General features: G+C 36.5%; 26 protein-coding genes. 19 read left to right on the top strand and 7 right to left on the bottom strand.

Features of this window, described 5'->3' with window-relative positions; all coding sequences use genetic code 11:
- The first annotated feature begins 10 nt into the window (after positions 1–10).
- Positions 11–703, top strand: a complete 693-nt coding sequence (locus tag AB1284_RS17785) for an ABC transporter permease (RefSeq protein WP_429753661.1) — start codon at positions 11–13, stop codon at positions 701–703.
- Positions 704–809: 106 nt separating this feature from the next.
- On the opposite strand, the gene AB1284_RS17780 is transcribed toward AB1284_RS17785, so the two are convergent.
- Positions 810–1268 (bottom strand): NUDIX hydrolase, encoded by a 459-nt coding sequence (locus tag AB1284_RS17780; RefSeq protein WP_429753662.1) that lies wholly within the window; start codon positions 1266–1268, stop codon positions 810–812.
- A gap of 218 nt (positions 1269–1486) precedes the next feature.
- On the opposite strand from AB1284_RS17780, the gene AB1284_RS17775 reads away from it, so the two are divergent.
- Complete coding sequence (locus tag AB1284_RS17775; RefSeq protein ID WP_429753663.1) at positions 1487–2050, top strand: hypothetical protein; 564 nt, start codon at positions 1487–1489, stop codon at positions 2048–2050.
- Between the two features lie 68 nt (positions 2051–2118).
- On the opposite strand, the gene AB1284_RS17770 is transcribed toward AB1284_RS17775, so the two are convergent.
- Positions 2119–2622 carry a DinB family protein gene (locus AB1284_RS17770; protein ID WP_429753664.1) on the bottom strand — a complete coding sequence of 168 codons (504 nt, stop codon included), beginning with the start codon at positions 2620–2622 and terminating at the stop codon, positions 2119–2121.
- Between the two features lie 107 nt (positions 2623–2729).
- Here AB1284_RS17770 and AB1284_RS17765 point away from each other — a divergent pair, with 107 nt between their 5' ends.
- The 8 genes from AB1284_RS17765 to uvrC all read left to right on the top strand — a co-directional run bounded on the left by AB1284_RS17765 (position 2730) and on the right by uvrC (position 10852).
- Entirely contained in the window at positions 2730–2963 is a 234-nt protein-coding gene (locus AB1284_RS17765) for an AzlD domain-containing protein (RefSeq protein WP_429753665.1), read from the top strand.
- A gap of 178 nt (positions 2964–3141) precedes the next feature.
- Positions 3142–4827, top strand: coding sequence for a long-chain-fatty-acid--CoA ligase (locus AB1284_RS17760; RefSeq protein ID WP_429753666.1), 1686 nt, complete (start codon positions 3142–3144; stop codon positions 4825–4827).
- 109 nt (positions 4828–4936) lie between these two features.
- On the top strand, positions 4937–5524 hold the full coding sequence (locus tag AB1284_RS17755; protein ID WP_429753667.1) for a TetR/AcrR family transcriptional regulator: 588 nt from the start codon (positions 4937–4939) through the stop codon (positions 5522–5524).
- A 16-nt stretch (positions 5525–5540) separates the two neighbouring features.
- The gene (locus AB1284_RS17750; protein ID WP_429753668.1) at positions 5541–6314 is read left to right on the top strand and encodes an enoyl-CoA hydratase; all 774 of its coding nucleotides are present in this window, start codon (positions 5541–5543) and stop codon (positions 6312–6314) included.
- A 79-nt stretch (positions 6315–6393) separates the two neighbouring features.
- The gene (gene etfB / locus AB1284_RS17745) at positions 6394–7167 is read left to right on the top strand and encodes an electron transfer flavoprotein subunit beta (RefSeq protein ID WP_429753669.1); all 774 of its coding nucleotides are present in this window, start codon (positions 6394–6396) and stop codon (positions 7165–7167) included.
- Positions 7168–7198: 31 nt separating this feature from the next.
- Positions 7199–8176 (top strand): electron transfer flavoprotein subunit alpha/FixB family protein, encoded by a 978-nt coding sequence (locus tag AB1284_RS17740; RefSeq protein ID WP_336481868.1) that lies wholly within the window; start codon positions 7199–7201, stop codon positions 8174–8176.
- Positions 8177–8398: 222 nt separating this feature from the next.
- Positions 8399–8713 carry a thioredoxin gene (gene trxA / locus AB1284_RS17735; RefSeq protein ID WP_336481867.1) on the top strand — a complete coding sequence of 105 codons (315 nt, stop codon included), beginning with the start codon at positions 8399–8401 and terminating at the stop codon, positions 8711–8713.
- Positions 8714–9070: 357 nt separating this feature from the next.
- A complete protein-coding gene (gene uvrC, locus AB1284_RS17730; protein WP_429753670.1) occupies positions 9071–10852 on the top strand; it encodes an excinuclease ABC subunit UvrC in 1782 nt (593 codons plus the stop codon).
- 109 nt (positions 10853–10961) lie between these two features.
- Here uvrC and AB1284_RS17725 read toward each other — a convergent pair whose 3' ends face one another.
- A complete protein-coding gene (locus tag AB1284_RS17725) occupies positions 10962–11366 on the bottom strand; it encodes a YslB family protein (RefSeq protein WP_429754431.1) in 405 nt (134 codons plus the stop codon).
- Between the two features lie 348 nt (positions 11367–11714).
- Here AB1284_RS17725 and AB1284_RS17720 point away from each other — a divergent pair, with 348 nt between their 5' ends.
- From AB1284_RS17720 to AB1284_RS17705, 4 genes are all read left to right on the top strand, one after another.
- Positions 11715–12341: a succinate dehydrogenase cytochrome b558 subunit gene (locus AB1284_RS17720; protein WP_429753671.1), complete on the top strand. Its 627-nt coding sequence runs from the start codon at positions 11715–11717 to the stop codon at positions 12339–12341.
- 13 nt (positions 12342–12354) lie between these two features.
- Positions 12355–14148, top strand: a complete 1794-nt coding sequence (gene sdhA / locus AB1284_RS17715) for a succinate dehydrogenase flavoprotein subunit (protein ID WP_429753672.1) — start codon at positions 12355–12357, stop codon at positions 14146–14148.
- Entirely contained in the window at positions 14141–14902 is a 762-nt protein-coding gene (gene sdhB, locus AB1284_RS17710) for a succinate dehydrogenase iron-sulfur subunit (RefSeq protein WP_336481862.1), read from the top strand. Before sdhA ends, sdhB begins: the two co-directional genes overlap by 8 nt.
- A gap of 181 nt (positions 14903–15083) precedes the next feature.
- Positions 15084–15530 carry an acyl-CoA thioesterase gene (locus AB1284_RS17705; protein ID WP_429753673.1) on the top strand — a complete coding sequence of 149 codons (447 nt, stop codon included), beginning with the start codon at positions 15084–15086 and terminating at the stop codon, positions 15528–15530.
- 24 nt (positions 15531–15554) lie between these two features.
- Here AB1284_RS17705 and AB1284_RS17700 read toward each other — a convergent pair whose 3' ends face one another.
- On the bottom strand, positions 15555–16337 hold the full coding sequence (locus tag AB1284_RS17700) for a M15 family metallopeptidase (RefSeq protein ID WP_429754432.1): 783 nt from the start codon (positions 16335–16337) through the stop codon (positions 15555–15557).
- A 295-nt stretch (positions 16338–16632) separates the two neighbouring features.
- Here AB1284_RS17700 and motA point away from each other — a divergent pair, with 295 nt between their 5' ends.
- Both motA and motB read left to right on the top strand, forming a co-directional pair.
- On the top strand, positions 16633–17424 hold the full coding sequence (gene motA / locus AB1284_RS17695; protein ID WP_429753674.1) for a flagellar motor stator protein MotA: 792 nt from the start codon (positions 16633–16635) through the stop codon (positions 17422–17424).
- Positions 17417–18193, top strand: a complete 777-nt coding sequence (gene motB / locus AB1284_RS17690; RefSeq protein ID WP_429753675.1) for a flagellar motor protein MotB — start codon at positions 17417–17419, stop codon at positions 18191–18193. The genes motA and motB overlap by 8 nt, the downstream gene beginning before the upstream one ends.
- Before the next feature lie 21 nt (positions 18194–18214).
- Here motB and AB1284_RS17685 read toward each other — a convergent pair whose 3' ends face one another.
- Positions 18215–19048, bottom strand: coding sequence for a 5'-nucleotidase, lipoprotein e(P4) family (locus AB1284_RS17685; protein ID WP_429753676.1), 834 nt, complete (start codon positions 19046–19048; stop codon positions 18215–18217).
- A 193-nt stretch (positions 19049–19241) separates the two neighbouring features.
- Here AB1284_RS17685 and AB1284_RS17680 point away from each other — a divergent pair, with 193 nt between their 5' ends.
- The 3 genes from AB1284_RS17680 to AB1284_RS17670 all read left to right on the top strand — a co-directional run bounded on the left by AB1284_RS17680 (position 19242) and on the right by AB1284_RS17670 (position 22011).
- On the top strand, positions 19242–20126 hold the full coding sequence (locus AB1284_RS17680) for an ABC transporter ATP-binding protein (RefSeq protein ID WP_429753677.1): 885 nt from the start codon (positions 19242–19244) through the stop codon (positions 20124–20126).
- A gap of 2 nt (positions 20127–20128) precedes the next feature.
- On the top strand, positions 20129–21355 hold the full coding sequence (locus tag AB1284_RS17675; protein ID WP_429753678.1) for an ABC transporter permease: 1227 nt from the start codon (positions 20129–20131) through the stop codon (positions 21353–21355).
- A gap of 224 nt (positions 21356–21579) precedes the next feature.
- A complete protein-coding gene (locus tag AB1284_RS17670; RefSeq protein ID WP_429753679.1) occupies positions 21580–22011 on the top strand; it encodes an Rrf2 family transcriptional regulator in 432 nt (143 codons plus the stop codon).
- Positions 22012–22047: 36 nt separating this feature from the next.
- Here the strand turns inward: AB1284_RS17670 and AB1284_RS17665 are convergent, their stop codons facing one another.
- Together AB1284_RS17665 and AB1284_RS17660 are read right to left on the bottom strand one after the other, a co-directional pair.
- The gene (locus AB1284_RS17665) at positions 22048–22683 is read right to left on the bottom strand and encodes an NAD(P)-dependent oxidoreductase (protein WP_429753680.1); all 636 of its coding nucleotides are present in this window, start codon (positions 22681–22683) and stop codon (positions 22048–22050) included.
- 337 nt (positions 22684–23020) lie between these two features.
- Positions 23021–23209 (bottom strand): PspC domain-containing protein, encoded by a 189-nt coding sequence (locus AB1284_RS17660; RefSeq protein ID WP_429753681.1) that lies wholly within the window; start codon positions 23207–23209, stop codon positions 23021–23023.
- Positions 23210–23267: the final 58 nt, after the last annotated feature.

Genomic DNA, 23267 nt, shown 5'->3' with positions numbered 1-23267 from the left:
AGAGTCCATTATGCTACACCTCATGAAGCTAGAAATGAAAAAATTTAAATTTGGCGGGTATGTAAAAGGAGCGTTAATTGCCAATGTTATCATTACGGCCCTATTCATTTTCCTTAACTATATACAACAAATAGAAGGAAATGTATTTATTGAAAGTTCCGAGAAAGCTTTTCTATTTATAGGTGCAATGGTGCGGGGAACGTTTATCGTGTTTGCGGCTGTATTAATTGCACAATTAGTTATTGAAGAATATAAAAATAAGACAATATTGATCATGTTCTCCTATCCAATCGATCGGAAAAAAATTATTGCTAGTAAATTGTTCATTGTAGCTATACTCACGTTCATAACAATTTGGCTATCTAATATAGTTGTTGCAGGCGCTATCTTTGCTTTGCACAGCTACTTTTCATTTATATCATACTCCATAACCATTAATGACTGGATGCAACAAGCGATTAACATGGTGCCATTTGCAGTTGCTGCTGCTGGCACAAGTTTAATTCCGCTATATTTCGGGATGCGTAAGCATTCTGTCCCTATCACAATTTTATCATCGCTGTTTGTCGTTTCATTCGCTTGTTCTTATAATCCAACATTCTCAATGGTCGCGATTATTCCAGTTCAGTTCGCTCTTGCAGCTGTTGGAATTATGATTGCCTACTTAGCAATTCGGAACATTGAGAAAGAAGATGCGATTTAATTTTATAAAATAGATTATTTGTAGTAAAAAAGACAAGATTCTTATCAGTCTTGTCTTTTTTATTATTGAAATTTAGTTCGTATAAATCTAATTCTAATAGGAAAAATTAATTCTTTATTTTCATAAACTCCAACAAATCTTCAAAAGCTGCTTGTTGGTCACTCCATAATTCAGGCAATTCGTCTAAGGGGAAAAATTTTAGCTGTAAGCTTTCTTCGTTATAAGTATGTAAATTTCCGTGGAAATCTCTACAAATATAAGCTAACTTCACTAAGGCAAGTTGATCTCCGTTGGATAGTGTTTTTTCGTATTCTTTTCCAGAATACACATTAAAGAATTCAAGTTTTCCTAAGTTCAAACCGGTTTCTTCTAATACTTCTCTTCTTACTGTATCTTCAACAGTCTCACCAATTTCCATAAATCCGCCAGGGTGTCCCCATTTTCCATTATCAGAGCGCAGCTGAAGAAGTACTTCATTTTTTTCGTTACATATAAAACAACCTGCGGCCACCATGATTACTTTTTCATGTCCCACCATATTTCTTAAATAGCTTATATAATCCATCCGTTTCAGCTCCAATACTATCTATATGCATTTTAAATTATTCTATAGAAGGTCATTTTCTCCTGTTTAAAAAGAATTGGACTGTTACATAAGAATATATTTACACGAGGAAGAGATATAACTGCGGGATTTTTATTCTTTTTATTATATGATGATTTTTATATATTACTAAAAATTAATTAAATATAAATCATGTATGATGTGGAGTGGTGAGATATATGGACAATGTTGAGTTATGGAAGATTAGTAAAATAGGTGATAGAAAATTTGAGTATAATAATACATGGAAAATAGAAGAATTTCCTGATTTTAAAAGAGTCGTTGTGGCACCGAAGGAAAACCATGTGAATTTAATGTTAGATTTAGCAAAAATGTTTCAAGGGCCATATGGCATTCTTTATGATTTAAAAGTTCCTAGAGTATCTACTCATGAGGCAGGTCGATATCAAAGTCCAGATGTAGTAAGTTTTAAGGAAGTAGAGACATATTGTCTACAATTTAAAAGTTATTTTGAAACGGATGCTAGACATGACATTTGGATAGCTGGGGCTGAAGAAACAGAACGTAAAGAGATGATTGTGTATGATCAGCATAATATCATCTATGTGTACGGAGATATAGAACAAATATGTAAATTATTAAATAATAGGGGATTTACAGAGGGAGAAGTAGATATACCTGTTCCACATGTACATTCATACCACGATTATAATGATCAATATGAAAGAGATATGTTAAATTATCATAACTGGATACATTTCCCGATTCAAGAAGAGATGTGAGTGATATGCATTAAAAAAACAAGGTTCCTCAAAAAAGGGGAACCTTGTTTTTATTTAGAAAGCAAATACTACATCTGCGGAGCTTCCATCCCAGCTAGAGCCCATTCTTCTTTTGCAGGGCCGTAAATACCAGGAACTTTTAATCCAGCTTGACGCATGAGTACCGTCATTTGACCGCGATGATGGTTTTGATGGTTGATGACAGTCATTAAAAATATTGAATTTGGCATTGGTCTTCCGAAGAAATCATTTATCGTTGCTAAATCTTTATCTGTCCATTGTGTTTTTATTGCCTGAGTAAATGCCTCATTCATTTGACGGTAGCTGTCTGCGATATGCTGAGCTGACGTTGGAACAGGGTAATCCTTCGTTTCTCCTTCAAACTTTAATCCTGTACGTGATGTAATGACAGGAATAGCAGTGACAATATGCCATGCAATACGGCCTAACGTCCAGTTTTCCGGTGTGATTGCTTGTTTTAACGATTCATCAGTAAGAGCATCTAATACCTTTTGTGTAGACTCTGCTTCGTATTTCCATGATGTTAAAAAGCCTTCAATTGTTTGGAACATAGAACAAACCTCCTATGATTGGATTCAAATGGTAAATTCGTGAAAGTTTTATAGTTTCCTTCTATGTAAAAAGAAAAATAAAGGATTCTCATTGTCATTAGATTACTATGTCAATCCTTCTTCACAACATTATAACAAAACAAAAGAATAACTCAGAACATTTTGCTTCGTTAACAATCCCACTTGTTCTGTTTCATATGCAAGGAGGGAGCTGGAGTTCTGAGTATATAGTTGCAGGTATTGTGGCATTTGGTATAGGGGTATGGAAAAGACAAGTTGTGCTTTCTTTATTAACGGGAGTAATTACACTTGTTTGTTGGAGAATGCTTGTGGGATGGTAATAGTTATAAAATAGTCTGAATATTATGATTGTAACGCAATAATCCCTATAATATAATAAAAATAAGCAACATGAATACACATTCAGTTTTCCTTGTTTTAGGGGAAAGCAGACCGTTAGTGTAGGAGAATGATACGCTGATGGTAGTTTTATAATGTAGAGAAGGGGGAGTTTTTAATATGGAAAGGCCCTGGCTAAACAGTTATCCAAAGGAAATTCCGCATACAATTTCCTACGATATGCAGCCTCTTCATGTGTATTTACAGCAAACAGCTTCACAATATTCAGATAAGAAAGCGCTTCATTTTCTTGGGAAAGATATTACATTTTCAGAACTAAATCGTAAAGTTAGGCAATTCGCCAACTATCTTCGCAAACTAGGAATAGAAAAAGGGGACCGAGTTGCTATTATGCTGCCAAACTGCCCACAAGGTGTTATCGGTTATTATGGAACACTATTAGCTGGCGGTATTGTCGTGCAAACGAATCCGCTTTATACAGAACGAGAGCTTGAATATCAGCTTCATGATTCAGGAGCGAAAGTCATTCTGTGCCTCGATTTAGTGTTTCCAAAAGTCAGCAATGTGCAGTCCTCAACCGATATTGAGCATGTCATCGTAACGCGTATCGCAGATTTTTTACCATTTCCGAAAAATTTATTATATCCATTTATGCAAAAGAAACAAACGAACCTTGTGGTGAATGTAAGAGAAAGTGAGAATATCCACGTTTGGAATTCCATTGAACATGCAGGGGATGAAGCGGTAGACATTTCGTGTGATCCTGAAGAAGATGTAGCACTTCTGCAATATACAGGCGGGACGACAGGGTTTCCAAAGGGTGTAATGCTCACGCATAAAAATCTTGTATCAAATACAATTATGGGTATGCATTGGTTGTATAATTGCAGAAAAGGAGAAGAAGTCATTCTTGGTGTACTTCCATTTTTTCATGTATATGGTATGACGGCAGTAATGAATTTATCAATTATGCAAGCGTATAAGATGGTGCTCGTTCCGAAATTTGATATTAAAATGATGCTAGAAGCGATTAAAAAACATCGTGTTACGTTATTTCCTGGAGCCCCGACTATGTATATTGCGCTATTAAACTATCCTGAGCTTCATAAATATGATATTTCTTCCATTAGCGCATGTATTAGTGGTTCCGCCCCGCTTCCGGTTGAAGTGCAAGAACAATTTGAAAGTGTAACAGGAGGAAAGCTTGTAGAAGGATATGGCTTAACGGAATCATCCCCGGTTACACATGGTAACTTTTTATGGGCAAGACGGGTGCCGGGAAGTATTGGTGTGCCGTGGCCAGATACGGATGCGTGCATTATTTCGCTGGAGACAGGTGAAGCATTGCCGATAGGAGAGATTGGAGAAATCGTTGTGAAGGGCCCGCAAGTGATGAAAGGTTATTGGAATAAACCGGAGGAAACGGCAGCAGTGTTGCAAGATGGCTGGCTTCATACGGGTGATGTTGGATATATGGACGAAAATGGCTTTTTTTATGTGAAAGATCGTAAGAAAGACATGATTGTTGCTAGTGGATTTAACGTATATCCGCGTGAAGTAGAAGAAGTATTGTATGAGCACGAAAAGGTGCAAGAAGTTGTCGTTCTTGGTGTGCCTGATCCATACCGCGGTGAAACAGTAAAGGCTTTCGTTGTTATAAAAGATGGTCTAACATGTTCAGAAGAAGAATTAAATGAGTTTGCTCGTAAATATTTAGCGGCATACAAAGTTCCTAAAATATATGAGTTTCGGAAAGAGTTGCCGAAAACAACTGTCGGAAAAATTTTACGTCGTGTGCTTGTTGAGGAAGAGTTGCGAAAACAAGAAGATGAGCAGACGGGCTAAACGCCCTTTCTTTTTTTGGAGGAGTAGTATTGACAATATTTCAAATAGTCAGTATTATTGAATTGTGAATGAATCATCATTCAGTCATCTTCTTGAAGGGGATAGTACTGTGAAAAAGAATCGACCAAAATATAACCAAATTATTGATGCAGCGGTGATTGTCATCGCGGAAAATGGATATCACCAAGCGCAAGTTTCTAAAATAGCAAAACAAGCTGGTGTTGCCGATGGAACTATTTATTTATATTTTAAAAATAAAGAAGATATATTGATATCTCTATTTCAGGAGAAGATGGGAGAATTTATTGAAACAATTCGGCAAAAAACAGCAGGAATTGAAAGCGCTGTAGAGAAGTTATTTATGTTGGTAGAAACGCATTTCTCTTTACTGTCGAAAAATGATCCTCTTGCTATCGTTACGCAACTAGAACTTCGCCAATCGAACCAAGAATTACGCCTCAAAATTAATGAGGTGCTGAAAGGGTACTTGCAAGTCATGGATGAAATTTTAGAAACGGGCATACAACAGGGAGAATTTCGCCCGGATTTAAATGTCCGCGTGGCGAGACAAATGATCTTCGGAACAGTAGATGAAGTTGTAACCAACTGGGTAATGAGCGATCATAAATATGATTTGGTCGCAATTTCAAAAACGGTGCATGAGCTATTAGTGGCAGCTTGTGGTTACCGCAATTAATGGGGAGGGAGTACATTTGAATTTCCTATCTGTAACGGTGGAAGATTACGTAGCAATTGTAAAGATTAATCATCCGCCGGCAAATGCGATGTCTTCACAAGTCATTAGTGAAGTTGGTGAACTTCTTGATGCAGTGGAAACGGACGAAAATGTGCGCGTTGTACTTGTTCATGGAGAAGGTCGCTTTTTTTCAGCGGGAGCGGATATTAAGGAATTCACTTCTGTTAAAGAAGCAAGAGAGGCTACGAAATTATCACAACATGGGCAAGTAATTTTTGAACGTGTTGAAAAGTTTTCAAAACCAATTATTGCGGCTATTCATGGTGCAGCACTTGGCGGCGGATTAGAATTTGCAATGTCTTGCCATATGCGCTTTGTAAGTGAAACTGCAAAAATTGGTTTGCCGGAGTTAACGCTAGGATTGATTCCTGGTTTTGCGGGGACGCAGCGTTTACCACGTTATGTCGGGAAAGCAAAAGCTTGTGAAATGATGTTAACAAGCGATCCAATTTCAGGTGTGGAAGCAGCTGAATATGGACTTGCAAATCGAGCATTCCCTGAAGAAGTATTACTGGAAGAAACGCTGAAGCTAGCGAAAAAGATTGCAGGAAAAAGCGTAGCATCTGTCCGTTCGGTGCTTGAGCTATTGCAAACAACAAAATCTTCTTCTTATTATGAAGGCGTGCAACGCGAGGCACAGTTATTTGGTGAAGTGTTTACAAGTGGGGATGGAAGAGAAGGCGTTGCTGCTTTCTTAGAAAAACGTAAACCTTCTTTTAGTGGCAGATAGTTCTATATTTTTTTAATAAAAATTAACTGAATATTGTAATTAACTAAATTTTTTTATAAAAAACAAGGGGGTAAATAGAATGAACATCTACGTACTCATGAAACGAACATTTGATACTGAAGAAAAAATCGCAATTAAGAACGGTGCAATTTACGATGGCGAAGCGGAATTCATCATCAACCCTTACGATGAATATGCGATTGAAGAAGCAATTCAAGTAAGAGATGCGCAAGGCGGTGAAATTACAGTCGTTACAGTTGGCGGTGAAGATAGTGAAAAAGAACTTCGCACGGCACTAGCGATGGGCTGTGATAAAGCGGTATTAATTAATATTGAAGACGATGTTGAAAATGGAGATCAATATACAACAGCAAAAATACTTACTGAATACTTAAAAGAGAAGGATGTCGATTTAATTTTAGCTGGTAATGTAGCGATTGACGGTGCATCTGGCCAAGTTGGCCCACGTGTAGCTGAAGCGCTTAATATCCCTTATGTAACAACAATTACAAAGCTTGAAATTGACGGTACAAACGTGAAAATCGAGCGTGATGTTGAAGGGGATACAGAAGTAATTGAAACGACATTACCACTTTTAGTAACGGCACAGCAAGGTTTAAATGAGCCGCGTTATCCATCGCTTCCAGGTATTATGAAAGCGAAGAAAAAGCCGCTGGAAACTTTAGAATTAGATGATTTAGATTTAGATGAAGATGATGTAGAAGCGAAAACAAAAACAATTGAAATCTATTTACCTCCTAAGAAAGATGCTGGAAAAGTGTTACAAGGCGAACTGCAAGATCAAGTAAAAGAACTTGTATCGTTGTTGCATACAGAAGCGAAAGTAGTTTAAAAAATACTAGGATATCCAGGAGGGAAAACATATGGCTCGTAAAGTATTAGTAATGGGAGAAGTTCGTGACGGATCTTTACGTAACGTTTCATTTGAGGCAGTAGCAGCAGCAAAAACAATTGCAGAGGGCGGTGAAGTTGTCGGTCTTTTACTAGGTGAAAGCGTCGCTTCATTTGCGAAAGAACTGATTCATTACGGTGCAGATCGCGTTGTGACAGTTGAAAGCGATAAGTTAAGCTCATATACATCTGATGGATATGCACAAGCATTTCTAGCAGTGTATGAAGAAGAAAAGCCAGAAGGAATTGTCTTTGGACATACAGCGCTTGGGAAAGATTTATCACCAAAACTTGCAGCGAAATTACATGCAGGTCTTGTTTCTGACGTGACAGCGTTAGAAGTGGCTGGTGGAAACGTTGTGTTCACACGCCCGATTTACTCTGGTAAAGCATTTGAGAAAAAGATTGTAACAGACGGTGTATTATTTGCGACAATTCGTCCAAATAACATTGCGCCGCTTGAAAAAGATGAAGCACGTGAAGGCGATGTTTCTTCTATGACAGTCGACGTAAAAGATTTGCGTACAGTGATTAAAGAAGTTGTTCGCAAAACAGCAGAAGGTGTAGACCTTTCTGAGGCAAAAGTCATTATCGCAGGCGGACGCGGTGTGAAGAGTGAAGAAGGTTTCAAGCCGTTAAAAGAATTAGCAGATGTGCTTGGCGGAGCAGTTGGTGCTTCTCGTGGAGCTTGTGATGCAGAGTACTGCGACTATTCATTGCAAATTGGACAAACGGGTAAAGTTGTAACACCAGATTTATATATCGCATGTGGTATTTCTGGTGCGATTCAACATTTAGCTGGTATGTCTAACTCAAAGATTATTGTAGCAATTAATAAAGATCCTGAAGCAAACATTTTTAAAGTAGCTGACTATGGCATCGTTGGCGACTTATTTGAGGTGTTACCGCTTCTAACAGAAGAATTCAAAAAGTTAAAAGTACATTCTTGAGTCTTACGTTACGCATAATGGGTTCCCATTAAGTAATTATCCCTATATAAATAAAGGAAGGCGAGAGGTCCCCTGCTTCTCGCTTTTTCGTGTGGAAAGTAATACTTTCTTATAGTATAAAGGCATGATTATTTGATACAATACTTAACGATACATATTATTCGCCACGTATATAAGATAATGATATACTTTGGTTAGAAAGCTTATAAAGGAGGAAATAAAATGGCAATTGTAAACGCAACTGACCAAACTTTCGCAGCTGAAACAAGCGAAGGTGTTGTATTAGTAGATTTCTGGGCACCTTGGTGTGGTCCTTGTAAAATGATCGCTCCTGTATTAGAAGAAATCGATGCAGAATTAGGCGATAAAGTAAAGGTAGTAAAAGTAGATGTTGATGAAAACCAAGAAACAGCTCGTAAATTCGAAGTAATGAGCATTCCATCTCTTTTCGTAGTAAAAGATGGTAAAGTGGTTGATCAAGCATTAGGTTACAAACCGAAAGAAGCGTTAGTTGAATTAGTATCTAAACACTTCTAATAATAAAAAAGCTGCTGCGAGGCAGCTTTTTTATTATGCAGAAAAATGTTCCATTTAGTTGCGGAGCGAAAAGAGGAAAACGTGTATAATGTTTTCATTTTTTTCTGCTTTCCATTACAATAAAGTGAAACTTCCATCAGTGGGGTTTTATCATTTCCCACTGATGGTTAGTTGAACCAATCGGGCTTTTACGGGCAGTTATCCCCCAACTTTCTTCCTTGTTTTCCTTTGAATCTTGAGGTGGGGGGCTTACTGCCCGTTAATGCGGGATAAAAGAACGTATGTTGGGAAAATAGCGTGTTGTATTTTTCTAGGGGAAACAAGAATGATAAACATGCGAGGAACGGAGGAATACGAGTGCACGAGCATTTAAAAGAGAAGTTAGCGATTTTACCAGATCAACCGGGCTGTTATTTAATGAAAGATAAGCAAGGAACAGTTATATATGTTGGGAAGGCAAAGGTGTTAAAAAATCGTGTGCGCTCGTATTTTACCGGATCGCACGATGGGAAAACACTACGTCTTGTCGGAGAAATTGTTGACTTTGAGTATATTGTGACCTCCTCGAATCTGGAGGCACTCATTTTAGAATTAAATTTAATCAAAAAATATGATCCAAAATATAACATCCAATTAAAAGATGATAAAACATACCCATTTATTAAAATTACAGCTGAAAAACAGCCGCGTTTGCTCATCACGAGAAATGTGAAAAAGGATAAAGGAAAATATTTTGGCCCGTATCCAAATTCGCAGTCGGCTCATGAAACAAAAAAATTGTTAGATCGTATGTATCCACTTCGGAAATGTACAAATATACCAGATAAAGTTTGTTTATATTATCATATGGGACAATGTTTAGCTCCTTGTGTGAAAGAAGTAACGGATGAACAAAATAAGGAAATTGTAGATGGGATTATTAAATTTTTAAATGGTGGACATAAAGAAATTCGTTCGGAATTGGAAGCGAAAATGTATGAAGCATCGGAAAAATTAGAGTTCGAACGAGCGAAAGAATTACGAGATCAAATTGCTCATATAGATGCGATCATGGAAAAACAGAAGATGATTATGAGTGACTTAGTCGACCGCGATGTGTTTGGTTATGCGGTAGATAAAGGCTGGATGTGTGTGCAAGTTTTCTTTGTTCGAAAAGGAAAGTTAATCGAGCGAGATGTTTCGATGTTTCCCATTTATGATGATCCAGAAGAAGGTTTCTTGACATTTATCGGGCAATTTTATGAACAAAATAATCATTTTAAACCGAAAGAAATTGTTGTACCAAGCAGCATTGATAATGAACTGATCGGAAAATTTTTAGAAGTAGAAGCGACGCAACCAAAACGCGGCAAGAAAAAAGAACTCGTTGACTTAGCGAGTAAGAATGCTAAAATTGCGCTGCATGAAAAATTTTATTTAATTGAACGCGATGAAGAACGTTCAATTAAGGCTGTAGAAAACTTAGGAGAACATCTTGGGATTGAAACGCCGCACAGAATTGAAGCGTTTGATAACTCTAACATTCAAGGGGTAAACCCAGTTTCCGCCATGATTGTCTTTATTGATGGAAAACCTGCAAAAAAAGAGTATCGAAAATATAAAATTAAAACAGTGCAAGGACCGGATGATTATGAATCGATGCGCGAAGTTGTGCGCCGCCGTTACACACGTGCTTTAAAAGAAAACTTGCCTCTTCCTGATTTAATTGTAATCGATGGTGGAAAAGGTCATTTAGCTGCGGTATGTGATGTGTTAGAAAATGAACTGGGTCTTTTTATTCCAACAGCAGGACTCGTAAAAGATGATAAACATCGCACGTCACATTTAATAATCGGTGAACCGCCTGAACCTGTTATGTTAGAGCGTAATAGTCAAGAGTTTTACTTATTGCAGCGTATTCAAGATGAAGTGCACCGTTTTGCTATTACATTCCATCGTCAAATTCACGGGAAATCTGTGATTCAATCGGCATTGGATGATATACCGGGGGTAGGAGAAAAGCGGAAGAAAGCACTTTTAAAACATTTTGGTTCTCTTAAGAAAATGAAAGAAGCGTCTGTTACAGACATTATAGAAGCAGGAATGCCACAAAAAATAGCAGAGACTATTCATTCATATTTAACAGGGAAGACATTGTAATTTACAGTGTCTTCTATTTTTTTGTTATAGCTTGGGAATATATAATATTTACACATAGATAAAAAGTCAACTGGACATTGTTATGCCTAGTTGACTCATAGAAAGCATATTATACTTCGACAGGATCTTTTACATCCCATTGTACAAGAAACAGAATAGAGTCAGAACGCTTTTTTTGTTCCTCATAAGATTCAGCGATTACACTACGCTGTTTTTGAATTTGTTCTGCAATAAAACCAGCTTCTAATTGGTAAGAAGAGTGTCTATTTTGTTGTTGGCGTTCTTTAATAAGATCACCTGTTAGTTTAAATTGCATTTCACGGCGTTTATGTTCAATGATGGTTAAGTCACCCCATCCAGCTTTTACGAAAAATTGAATCACTTCATCGATTGTTTCTAATGGATATTTTCGTGCTAAGTTTCTGCCAGCCCAATATAGAATAGCATCTAATTCTTTCCCTATTAAGTCAGGGAGTAATTCTTCACGAAGCAATTCGTAGGCAAAAGCATTCATTGAAATATTTTGTAAAGATTCACTCTCGATTTTTTTTGTACTCACAATATTCCCCACTTTCTATACTGCCAATATTATATACCATTTTATATAGATAAACACAGCAATTTCTTAGGAAAAAATCTGATGTAGAGAATGAAAAAAAGAATATAAAAATTATATACAGATTATGTATACGTTTTCTTGACGCTTCGACAAAAATAGGAGTAAAATGAACTTGGTATCAAATTATGCTGAAATATTGCGAATAATTTTTTCAGTTTTTCTTATAGCAATAGTGAAAAAATGCTATTGTTATAAAGTAACGTGACAAACAGTAGTCAAACATTCAAGGGGGGTAAAGGGGACATGAAAGGCCGCGAGTATACGTTTCGCAAGTGGCACTCATTAATGGGTGTCATTCCAATCGGTGTCTTTATGACACAACATTTAGTAGTAAACCACTTTGCAACACAAGGAGCAGAGTCTTTCAATAATGCTGCTCATTTTATGGAAATGCTTCCATTCCGGTACGCATTAGAAATCTTTGTGATTTTCTTACCATTGTTGTACCATGCTGTATACGGTTTATATATCGCATTTACAGCAAAGAACAATGCGACATCTTACAGCTACTTCCGTAACTGGATGTTCGTTCTGCAACGATTCACAGGAGTATTTACGCTGATTTTCTTAGCTTGGCACGTTTGGGAAACGCGCATTCAAGCTGCATTGGGACAAACGGTAAACTATGATATGATGGCAAATCTTTTAAGCAATCCATTTATGTTCGGTTTCTACTTAGTAGGGGTTGTATCGGCTATTTTCCACTTTGCAAATGGATTATGGACATTCTGCATTAGCTGGGGTATCACGGTGTCACCACGTTCACAGCGTATTTCTACGTATGTAACATTAGCAATTTTCTTAGCGTTATCTTACGTAGGAGTGAGCGCATTATTTGCGTTCATTAATCCAAGTCTAGCAAACTTGTAAGGAGTGGAAGAGCATGAAAGGGAAACTTATTGTAGTTGGCGGTGGATTAGCCGGCTTAATGGCAACGATTAAAGCAGCGGAAGCAGGCGTGAATGTAGAACTATTCTCTTTAGTACCAGTGAAACGTTCTCACTCTGTATGTGCACAAGGCGGCATTAACGGGGCTGTAAATACAAAAGGTGAAGGGGATTCTCCGTGGATTCACTTTGACGATACAATTTATGGAGGGGACTTCTTAGCGAACCAGCCTCCTGTAAAAGCGATGTGCGATGCAGCGCCTGGTATTATTCATTTAATGGATCGCATGGGTGTTATGTTTAACCGTACGGAAGAAGGGTTACTAGATTTCCGTCGCTTTGGTGGAACGCAGCATCACCGCACAGCATTTGCTGGTGCGACAACAGGACAGCAATTATTATATGCATTAGATGAGCAAGTACGCCGTCATGAAGTAGCAGGTCTTGTTACGAAATATGAGGGCTGGGATTTCTTACGCGCTGTTGTGGATGACGAAGGCGTATGCCGCGGGATCGTAGCGCAAGACTTAAAATCTATGGAGATTAAAAGTTTTCCAGCTGACGCTGTAATTATGGCAACAGGTGGTCCTGGTATCATCTTCGGAAAATCTACGAACTCTATTATTAATACAGGTACAGCAGCATCTGCTGTGTATCAGCAAGGTGCATACTATGCAAACGGTGAGTTTATTCAAATTCACCCAACAGCAATTCCAGGCGATGATAAATTACGCCTAATGAGTGAATCTGCACGTGGTGAAGGTGGCCGCGTTTGGACATATAAAGACGGTAAGCCTTGGTATTTCCTTGAAGAGAAATATCCAGCATACGGAAACCTTGTACCTCGTGATATTGCAACGCGTGAAATTTTCGATGTATGTGTTGAGCAAAAGCTTGGTATTAACGGTGAAAACATGGTATATCTTGATCTTTCTCATAAAGATCCGAAAGAGCTTGATATTAAACTAGGTGGTATTATTGAAATCTATGAAAAATTCATGGGTGATGATCCACGTAAAGTACCAATGAAAATCTTCCCAGCTGTTCACTACTCAATGGGCGGACTATGGGTTGATTATAAACAAATGACAAATATTCCAGGATTGTTTGCTGCGGGTGAGTGTGATTACTCTATGCACGGTGGTAACCGACTAGGTGCGAACTCATTATTATCAGCGATTTACGGCGGTATGGTAGCAGGACCAAATGCAATTGAATATATGAAAGGTCTTTCAAAATCATCAGATGCTGTTTCATCTGCTTTATATGAGCAAAATGAATTAATCGAAACAGAAAAATTCAACAATATTTTAACGTTAGATGGTAATGAAAATGCATATGTTCTTCATAAAGAGCTTGGGGAATGGATGACAGATAACGTAACAGTAGTTCGTGAAAATAAAAAATTATTAGACACAGATGCGAAAATCCAAGAGTTAATAGAGCGTTATAAACGCATTAACATTAACGATACGGCGAAATGGAGTAACCAAGGTGCTTCGTTTACACGTCAACTGGCAAATATGCTTGAATTAGCTCGTGTTATTACAATTGGTGCATATAACCGTAATGAAAGCCGTGGTGCACATTATAAACCAGAATTCCCAGATCGTGATGATGAGAACTTCTTAAAAACAACAATGGCGAAGTTTGAGGGAGCAGGAAATGCACCAGCATTCCATTACGAAGACGTTGATATTTCATTAATCAAACCACGTAAACGCGACTATTCCTCAAAGCATGAAGTAGCTGCTAAGGGAGAAGAGAAGGGGGATAAGCAACATGTCTGAGAAAACAATCCGCCTTATTATTACAAGACAAGATGGTCCGAACTCTCAGGAGTATGATCAAGAATTTGAAATTCCATATCGCCCAAATATGAATATCATTTCGGCACTAATGGAAATTCGTCGTAATCCTGTTGATGCGAAAGGGAATCATACAACACCTATTGCTTGGGATATGAACTGTTTAGAAGAAGTGTGTGGAGCATGTTCGATGGTGATCAACGGAAAACCACGTCAATCATGTACAGCACTTATTGATCAACTTGAACAACCGATTCGCTTAAAACCGATGAAAACATTCCCGGTTATTCGTGACTTGCAAGTGGATCGCAGCCGTATGTTTAATGCATTAAAGCGTGTTAAAGCATGGATTCCGATTGATGGTACGTATGACTTAGGTCCAGGGCCAAGAATGCCAGAGAAAAAGCGTCAGTGGGCATATGAACTATCAAAATGTATGACTTGTGGTGTATGTTTAGAATCATGTCCGAACGTAAATGATAAATCTGACTTTATCGGTCCAGCGCCACTATCACAAGCTCGTTTATTCAATGCACATCCAACAGGTGAAATGCATAAAGCTGATCGATTACGTGCAATCATGGGTGATGGAGGACTTGCAAACTGCGGTAACTCACAAAACTGTGTACAATCTTGTCCAAAAGGAATTCCATTAACGACATCGATTGCGGCATTAAACCGTGATACAACGATTCAATCATTTAAAGACTTCTTTGGTAGTGACAATAACTATTAATCTATATTGCCTCTTCAGTTTGAAGAGGCAATATTTATATTATTTTTATTTAAGTTACTTAATTATATTTTTACATTGAAGTATACTTATTTTTACCTTAATGAATTGTAATTTTGTAGGTTTTTAATTCAGAAAAATCAAATAATATATAGGGAGAGGAATTCCAAAGGAGCTGAATAGTGTGAAGAAGATTCATTATGTTGAAGATTTTAAGCAATGGGAAAGTACATTTTCATTCTATATTCCTATAAAAGTTCGTTTTTCTGAAACGGATATGTTTGGGCATATGAATAACGGTGTTGCATTTACGTATTTTGAAGAAGCGCGTATTGAATTTTTTAAAGAGCTTGGTTTTATGCAAGAATGGGTACATGCAGAATCAGAAACAATGATTGTAGTGGCGGATTTACAATGTAATTTTTTAAAGCAAGTGTTCTTTGATGAGAATTTAAAAGTATATGTAAAAGCAGGGAATATTGGAAATTCATCTTTAGACTTACACTATATGGTGAAGAACGAGGCGGGAGAGATTTGCTTAGTAGGGCGAGGAGCGATGGTACAGGCTTCTAAACAAACAGGAAAAGGAGTACCTTGGCCAGCGGAATGGAAACAACGGTTATTAGATTAAAAAATAAGAGAGCGCATCGCTCTCTTATTTTTTGTCTTCCATTGCTTCTTCTAATGTCAGGTGATGTTTATATAAATATGTAGCCTGCGGATTGCCGACAAAACGAAGATGCCACGGTTCATAATCATATCCTGTAATGTCTGTTTTATCTTCTGGATAGCGAATGACAAATCCGAATTCGTGAGCATGCTCCGCTACCCACTTTCCTTCAGGTGTTTCTCCAAATATCGGCTCCAATTGAAATTTTGCTGATTTAGAGCTAATATCCATAGCAAGTCCAGTTTGGTGTTCGCTTGTCCCAGGAATAGCACTTAACGCATCAGCAGCTTCTTTTCCTTGACGATTTACATATGTATTATGCAATGACTCTTGTCGCTTGTAAGAGCGGAATCCAGATACTGCAGTAAGTTCAATCCCTTGTTGTTTTGCTGCTTCAAACATTTTTTCTAGGGCATCTGCTGCCGGTTTACGAAGTAATGTTTTTTCCTTATCTTGCAGACTTAAAAATGGAACATTTGGTTTTGTTAAATCGCGTGGTGTGTAAGAATCTGGGAGCTTGCGATGCTTGTTTACTAAAACGAGTAATGAATCAGTGTTATTTACAAGTGAAAATTGTTCATCAATTTTTTTTGCTGTTGCACTTGCTTTTGGGAATGGAGGAATCTCCTCTTTTGGATGTTTAGCATCCTGATTTGTTTCAACTGCTGATGCTTGATTATGTATATTTCCTGTAAAAGCTTTAGAACCAAAATTTATTAAAGAAACAACAATAAGAATCGTAATTGAAATTAAAATTGTTCTTTTTATAATTCTCTTTTTCATAATTTTTAACCGATTTATTCCTTTCTAAAATACTCGTACTCTATTATCTTTTACATTATAAGTCTATCGTATGTAAAAAGAAATAAAGGAGCCCTCATGTAACAAAATTGAAAAAAATTTGTAAAAAAAAGTCGATTTCTCATGATTTTTTAAAAAATGACGCATTGCAATCTTTCAAGAATTCTATTTTTTATGTAATATATATTTATAGAACGATTTAACGATTATAATGTGATATGTAGCTTCTTACTTGTATCGAATAATCTAGGAGGGAACAACGATGGATTTGGCATCAATCATTGGCATTATCCTTGCGATAGTTGCCGTTGTATTAGGAATGTTTTTGAAAGGGGCTGCACTTAGTGCTCTATTAAATCCCGCTGCATTTTTAATTATTTTTATAGGAACCATTGCAGCGGTCTGTATTGCCTTTCCAGTGAGTCAATTAAAAAGAATTCCTAAATTATTTAAAATTATTTTTGGTAATAACAAAAAGGAAATGAAGTATGAAGAAGTGTTGGAACTATTTGTTCATTGGACGTCAGAAAGTAGAAAATACGGTATTTTATCTTTAGAACAGCAATTAGATAAAGTCGAAGATGAATTTCTGATGAGGGGTTTGAAATTTGTTATTGATGGTGTATCAGCAGAAGATCTCGAGCAAATATTAGAAGCAGAAATTGAAGCGATAGAAGAGCGTCACGCAAAAGGAGCTGGCATTTTCTCGCAAGCTGGTACATATGCACCGACACTTGGCGTTTTAGGAGCTGTCATTGGACTTGTAGCTGCACTAGGTAATTTATCAGATATTGATAAGCTAGGTCATGCGATTTCCAGTGCGTTTATTGCAACGATCTTTGGTATTTTTTCTGGTTATGTTTTGTGGCATCCATTTGCGAACAAATTAAAGCAAAAGTCCGCGCAAGAAATTGAAAAGAAACGTTTAATGATTGAATGTTTATTAATGCTTCAAGCTGGTACATACCCATTTGTTATGAAGAACCGCATTCTAGGTGCACTCTCTGAAACTGAGCGTAAAAAGCTAGAGCAGGGAGCGAAAGAAGATGCGTAGTAGAAAGAAGAAGAAAAAAAAGCATGAGGATCATATCGATGAAACATGGCTCATTCCATATGCAGACATGTTAACCTTGTTGTTTGCACTATTTATCGTTTTGTTTGCAATGAGTAGTATTGATGCAGCAAAGTTTAAACAAATGGCGGTTGCTTTTAAATCAGAGCTCTCAGGTGGAACAGGGAACAAGGAGTTCTTAAATGATCAAAAACCAGCATCTGAGAAAGATTTATCTGACAAGCGCCCGGAGTCTGAAAAGATTAAGAAACAAGCAGAGGCAGAAGTGAAACAGCAAGAAATGAATGAATTAAAAGAAGTACAAAAAGGAATTGATACATATATCCAAGAAAAAGGACTTACATCTTCGTTTAAAACAGAACTTACTGAACGTGGATTAATGGTAACAATTTTAGATAATGCACTCTTTGATTCTGGGCAAGCTACTGTAAAGCCAGAGTCGCTGAACATGGCGCAAGAGATGGCAACATTATTAGTAGCAGCATCTCCTCGAGAAATTACTGTATCAGGACATACGGATAATGTTCCAATCTCTAACGCAAATTTTGCTTCTAACTGGGAGTTAAGTACGCAGCGTGCTGTTAATTTCATGCAAGTGTTGCTCCAAAATAACCAATTACTTCCGCAAAAGTTTAGTGCAATTGGTTACGGAGAATATCGTCCTGTCGCATCGAATGATACACCGGAAGGAAGAGCGAAAAATAGACGAGTAGAAGTATTTATTTTACCTCTTATAAAAGATAAAAAATAAAGGATGGCATAGCGCCATCCTTTATTTTTTATCTTCAAATGATTTTAAGTTATCCCTGCGGATTTTATCTTTTTCTGCATCTGATTTTTTAAAGTTATAGTCATATAAAGCACCTTCCCAGTCACCATACATTGGATTAGGGAAAACGATGTATTTTTCACCAAATTGCGCTTTTGTTTCTTCTACTTTCTTATTACGATCTTGCGCGGATAATCCATCAAACCCAGTGAAATCTGATAAATTATCGCCAAATAATAAAACGATGTCATGTGTTGATGAAACGAGTTCACGGCGCTTTTCTTTTCCTTGTTCTTTCGGTTCTTGTAGTAAAATGTGTTCTTTTGTTGCTTGGGGAGCACCGATATGTTCTAAATTTTTAGTAGTTGCATCTAGTTGGTTTGTTTTACGATTTGAAATGTAATAAATGTCTACACCTTTAGAGTCTGCATATTTTAAGAAATCAATTGCACCAGGAAGCGCTTCTGCTTCTGCTTTGTTAATCCAGTCATCCCATTTATAAGGATAGCCTTTTCCTGTTTTAACCGTCATTACTTGGTACGGACTATTATCTAAAACGGTTTCGTCTAAGTCTAGTACAACAGCTGGTTTCTTGCTTGTCCCCTTAGCAAGAGCTGCATCTAACTTTTGTGTACCTATGTTGTAGCCTTGATGGTATAATGCTTTTACTTCGCCAGCAGTTTGATACCATAAGTCAGCCATTAATTGTTGATCCGTTAGTTGGACCTTTGTTTCTTTTGCTGTTGCTGTTGTTTTTTCTGCCGCCATGTTGCATGCTGTTAAAGATGTAGATAATAATGCAACAGATAACAGTGTTGTTAATTTTCTTTTCTTCATATTACCCTCCAAATATGTATAAACTCAATTCTCAATTATATCATAATAATGTAATAATAAACTGATGCGATTTTGCATATTGATTTTTATTATATGAATAGTATGCACAATGTTATAATAAAAATATGGTAAAAATATGCTCTTCATATATATTGTTAAATATTTATAATTTGATTTGCGAGGAGAGAAATTTATGACATTACAAATTCAGCAATTAACCAAGCAGTTTGGTGAAAATATTGCTGTGAATAAGTTGAATCTTATATTGCCAAAAGGCGAAGTGCTAGGATTGCTTGGAAGAAATGGTGCAGGGAAAACAACGACTATTAAAATGTTGTTAGGTTTATTAGCACCAAGTCAAGGAAGTATTGCGTGGGATAACAAAGAGATTTCAAAGAGCGGTGTAACAATTGGTTATCTTCCTGAAGAGAGAGGTCTATATACGAAAAGTCGAGTTATTGATCAGCTTCGCTATTTTGGGAGACTAGAAGGAATGACAAAAAAAGAAGTGGATACAGCAATTGATTTTTGGTTAGGTAAATTATTGATCCCTGAATATAAATATAAGCGTGCAGGAGAGTTATCTAAAGGGAATCAACAAAAAATCCAATTAATTGCAGCGCTTCTGCACAATCCAGATTTACTTATTTTAGATGAGCCGTTTAGTGGATTAGATCCTGTGAACGCTGCTATGTTAGCAAATATTATTGAAGAACAAATTCAAAGAGGAAAAACAATTATTTTATCGAGTCATCGTATGGAGCAAGTTGAAGCATTTTGTCAGCATGTGTGTATTTTAAAGCAAGGTACAGCAGTTGTAGAAGGTTATTTAAATGATATAAAAAAGGAATATGGATTCCGAAACTTAACAATTGAAGATAACGAAGAAAATGAAAAGGCATTGCAAACATTACAGATTATGTATGAGAAACGTCTTGGTTCTCTTTATATTCAAGTTCAGGAAGATACAGAAGCCCTATCAATCTTGCAAAAATTACAAGAAAAAGGTTTACATTTACGTCAATTTAAAATGTTAGAACCAACTTTAAATGAAATTTTTGTAGAAAGGGCGAAATAAAGATGCGTAAATTTTATCATGTGTTTTCATTTTATTTTAGAGAATCATTTCTCTCAAAAAAATCACTTATTACAAGTGGAATTTTATTTTTAATAGTGTTTGGTATTTTTGCTTTTAATCACTTTACCTCTGCTAAAGATAAAAATAAAGATAAAGATAAGGTGGCAATAGTAATAGATAGTTCGACGTATAAAGTAAAAGAAGATGAATTGCAGAAAATCCTTCCATCAGCTCAAATACAAGTAGCAGAGAAAAGTCAATTAGAGAAGCTTCGTAAACAAGTAGAAAAAGAGGATTTAAATGGCCTTTTTTACGTTACAGAAAAAAATGGAGTTCCTGAAATAACTTATATGTATAATGGTTTTCCAAGTCAAGAGATGTCTGCAATTATAGCAAACTATTTTAAACAGCAATATACACAAATAATCCTTTTAGAAAATAAGATCTCATCTGATGTAGCGCAGCAATTGCAAACTGATATTTCAGTGAAGGAAGAAGCGATAAAAGATCGTTCCGCTTCTTTTGGGATTGCATATATTTTTATTTTTGTATTGTATATGTTTATTATGGCTTTTGGAAATACCATTGCAATGAATATTGCATCGGAAAAATCTTCTCGTGTTATGGAGGTTATGCTTTCAAAAGTGAAACCGCTGCAAATGATGTACGCTAAAATTCTTGCTGTTGTTTCAACTGCGTTATTGCAAATTGCTATACTTGCATGTGGTTTTTTTGTTCCTGTTTTAATCGGGTGGATAAAATGGGAAGATGCAACTTTATTTGGGATGCCAATTGATTTTGCGAAGCTAGATGCAAAAGTTATTAGTCTGTTTATTGTATTTTTTATTACAGGGTATCTATTATATGCGATGATGTATGCAGCAGCTGGAGCTGTTGTATCCAAAACAGAAGACTTACAATCTGTTTCGTTTCCAGTCGCAATTTTAATTATGGCAGCATTTTTCATTAGTATTAAATCATTGACAGACCCAAATAGTACAATTGTTGTTATTGGTTCATATATTCCCTTCTTTACGCCAATGGTCACATTCTCACGTGTTGTAGCTGGAGAAGCAGGAGCTTTAGAAATTAGTATTACGTTATCGTTATTACTTGTGACTATCTTCCTTTTAAACTTTATTACAAGTCGCATTTATGTAAACGGTGTGATGAACTATTCTGATAAAGTGAAGTTTAAAGATCTTGCTAAATTTATAAGACGTTATTAATATAGAGAAAAGTCTGATTTCTTCATAAGCAAATCGGGCTTTTTTCTGTATCCATGAATGGTAATGTATAACCTTAATACACAGCGAAGAAGATAGGTGGAAGATGAAGAAACCCACTACCGATGGAAGTTTCACTTTATATGATGAAGGAAAATAGTATATAATAAAAGATACGTTATTTTTAAATAAATGAGAAAGAATGAACATAAAGGAGGGGGATACAAGTGGGGATTAGTAGTCGTTTTACAGTAGCTGTTCATATGTTAACATTGTTAGAAATCGATAAAAAATCTCGATGTACATCTGAATGGATTGCTGGCAGTGTCAATACAAACCCAGTCGTTATTCGCCGAATTACAGGAATGTTAAAAAAAGCGGGATTAGTTGATGTACAAGCTGGAAAAGGCGGTACTTCTTTAGCTCGAGATTTAGACAAAGTTACGTTACTTGATGTATATAAAGCGGTTGAAGTTGTAGAAGAAGGGCATTTATTTTCTTTTCATGATAATCCAAATGTGGAATGCCCAGTTGGAGCTAATATTCAAACTGTGTTAGAAATTATATTGTTGCAAGCGCAAGACGCGATGGAAAATGTTCTTGCAAATGTAAAGGTAAAACAGCTTGTTACAAATCTAGAAGAGAAGATACAACAATAAAAGAACCTAGCCTTGTACGATGGCTAGGTTCTTTTATTATGCGTTACGTACTGTAAAACGTTGACGAGGAAATTGTGGGTTTTCTACTTCGTCTAATAAAGCAACAGCGTAATTTGGAATTGTAATGCGGCTCTCACCGTTTACGTCTGTTAGTAGTTGATCTGTTCCTGTTACGTATTTGCCTGTGCGCTCACCTGGTTCGATCATCGCAGCAGGACTTAAATTCGTCCAGTTGAAATCAGATTGTTTATATACTTCTAGAGCATCGCGGTGTGCTAATGCGATTGATTTCCATTCTGCCGGGAAGTCTGGTGTATCAACAACTTGTAAACCAGGTGCTACTTCTAGGCTGCCTGCGCCTCCGACAGATACAAGACGAGAAACACCAGCTTGTTTTGCTGCTTGTAATAAAGAGTGTGTTGCTTCTACAAGTTTTTCATCTTCACCGTGCTTAGGACCAAATGCACTAATTAGAACATCATGATTTGCAGCCTCTTTTGCAATACTATCTACATTAAAAATATCACCTGTTACAACATATAAATTTTCATGTGTTGTTTCTACGCGAGCTGCGTCACGAACGATAGCGGTTACTTCATGTCCGCGTGTTAAAGCTTCCTCAATAATTTGTTTTCCGATGTTACCAGTTGCGCCTACTACTGCAAGTTTCATAATCATTCTCCTTTTTTATTTTGTTTTATATAAAAATGTATTTACTTTTATTTTTGTTGTAATTAATATTGTTACAACTATATGTAACTATTATAGTTACAACTATTATTCTTTGTCAACATAAAAAACAAGTTGCTTTGTTTATGGAGTACAAAGGCAACTTGCGGAAAAGAGAATTATGATGTTTTCTTTTGTTTTGTAACAGTAGTGAAAAGGAATATTACCATTCAATTTGAAGCAAATCGTAAATAGCTATGAAAATAGTGGAAACGAAGCAGCAGTTCTACATTTAATAATGAAAGATTCATCTTAAAATATATACAAGGTATCAGTTCTTTTATTCATCAGATTGTGGCATAAGCAACATAAGAATGAGATAAGCTAAAAAGCCTGTTCCGAAAAATAAGATTGCAATTATCCAAAGAATACGGATCATATTTGTGTCCACACCGAAATATTCCCCTAGGCCACCACAAACACCGATAAACACTTTATCTGTAGAAGATTTGCATAATTTTTTATCCATAATGAAATCTCTCCTTTTCACTATTCATCATTTTTTTATGTAGAAGTGAATGCTTTAT

The sequence above is a fragment of the Bacillus sp. S2(2024) genome (assembly GCF_050474045.1).
In the GTDB taxonomy this organism is placed as follows: Bacteria; Bacillota; Bacilli; order Bacillales; family Bacillaceae_G; genus Bacillus_A; species Bacillus_A yunxiaonensis.
Note: the sequence above shows the minus strand (reverse complement) of the source record. Positions and strands in the feature narration are given on the sequence as shown.